The 1943-nt window shown below is 67.2% G+C and carries 2 protein-coding genes; both read left to right on the forward strand.

What is annotated here, in order from left to right; genetic code table 11:
* Window positions 1-214 precede the first annotated feature (214 nt).
* On the forward strand, window positions 215-1048 hold the full coding sequence (locus I6U14_RS17415; protein ID WP_296901043.1) for a DUF6785 family protein: 834 nt from the start codon (window positions 215-217) through the stop codon (window positions 1046-1048).
* A gap of 8 nt (window positions 1049-1056) precedes the next feature.
* Window positions 1057-1943: hypothetical protein (locus tag I6U14_RS17420; RefSeq protein ID WP_296901045.1), on the forward strand; the 887-nt coding region annotated here is incomplete at its 3' end.

Consider the following 1943-nt stretch of genomic DNA (forward strand, 5'->3'; position numbering starts at 1 on the left):
CGGCCTTCCTGTACGGTGTGGTCTGCCGACGGACAGGTGGTTGTTTCCGCGACGGTGCGACGCCGGCGGCTGAACGGCGGCCGGGGAGACCGTGTCGTTCTACTCGCCGCGTCGCTGGGCGGCGCCCGGGCTGCGGGTATCGGTGTCGGGAATCGCCGTTGTCTGGTACCTTTTCGGTGCGTGCGGTATCGGCGGGTTCTAGGGGGTGGGAATCGTGTTGCTCTTCACGCTCCTGGCGGGGGTGGCGCTGGCGCGCGTCCGCGCCGAGGGCGGACTGCCGGCGGGCTCCACGCCCCTGGTGAACGACATGACCATCGGGATCAACACCGGCGGGGTGGGAACCCATGGGTTCCACAACCTCGTCGCCCTGTCGCACACCTGGTTTCTTGCGGTGGCGTTTCTGCCGGGGGTGCTCGCCGCGCAGATTGAGGCGCTGTACCTGGGACGGAAGCTGAAGGTGTCGCCGCGCCTGATCGCCGTCGCGGTGGCCGTCGCTTTCGGCGTCGCCGTCGGTGTGGGCACGATCTCGTTCCTGGTGCTCGCGCACTGGAAGGGGGCGCAGCACCTGATGATCGCCCTGGACCGCGGGAAGTACTCTTACTGGTTCAAGATATTCAATACGGGCGACCCGATGGTGGATAAATTCGACGTGCGGGTGCTGTGGGTGTGCATGATTCTGCTCGGCGGCGTGCTGATGGCGGGGTTGCTGGCGCTGCGCCGCCGCTATCCGCGGTTCCCCATTCCGCCCATCGCCCTGCTGATCGTCTGCCTGGGCACCTACACGCTGCACCGCGACGTCAGCTACTCGGGCCTGTACGCCGGCGTGCGTCAGATCAGCCCGATCTGTTTCATCTGGGGGCCCATGCTGATCGCCTGGATTGTGAAGAGCCTGATCCTGCGCTTCGGAGGGATGGACCTCTACGTTCGCTCCATCCCGGCGGCCCTGGGGCTGATCTTCGGCCACGCCGCCATGATCGTCTTCTGGAATGTCTACCATCTTTTCTGGGCTCCCGCGGGACGCGCCGTCTTTACGGGGGTGTTCCTGTGATCCATCGCTTGACGATCATCCTGAGTTGCCTGGCGGTGATGACGGCCCTCGGCGTGCAAGCCGAGGACGATGCCGCCGGCCCGGACTTCGTGGCATTGGATGGCGATCGGCTCGGACGACTGGTCGATGCTCACACCTCGGAACGGATCGGCGAATTGCTTGCGGGCATCGCATCCCTGGGCTCGCGTGCCCCCGGCGCGGGGAACCTTCCGAAGACGGCCGACTGGCTCTCCGAACGGATCGAACAGGCGGGCTGGGAGGTTCTGCCCCGCCAGCCCTTCCGCCTTGCCGTGCCCGTGGATACCGGCTCGGAATTGACGTACCGGCGGAACGACGGCGGCGACATGCGTGTCCGCTTGCACCCCGTGTGGCCGAATCGAACCTTGTGCCCCTTCATCCCAGGGGGCTGTCTGCGGGCGGAGCTGGTCTACGTCGGTGATGGCGACCTGAGCGATTTCGACGGCCACGAGGCCTTCGCCCCCGGCGCCGGTGTTGACGCCGTCGCGCTCATGGAATACGACAGCGGCGTCCACTGGGAAACAGCCGCCATGCTCGGGGCGCGAGCCGTCGTCTTTCTGCCGGACGCCGACGCCACGTCCAGGGAGAACGAGAACAAGTTCGCTGCAAGCCCCGTGCAGGTGCCGCGCTTCTACGTCGCCGACGAAATCGCGGCCGACGAGCTGCGGGAGCAGGCCGAGCGGGGCGGTTCGGTCACGATCGCCGGCGGCATGCAATGGCAGAATCGCGGATTCGAGAACGTGTTGGCCCTGTTGCCCGCCACGGAGTCCTCCGCAACGGCCGAGACGCTGCTCGTGACGGTGCGCTACGATGCCAGCAGAGTGGTACCCGGCGCATCGCCGGGCGGGCGCAGAGCCGCAGAGTTGGGGGCGGAGGG

Source organism: Thiohalocapsa sp., from assembly GCF_019695415.1.
In the GTDB taxonomy this organism is placed as follows: Bacteria; Pseudomonadota; Gammaproteobacteria; order Chromatiales; family Chromatiaceae; genus Thiohalocapsa.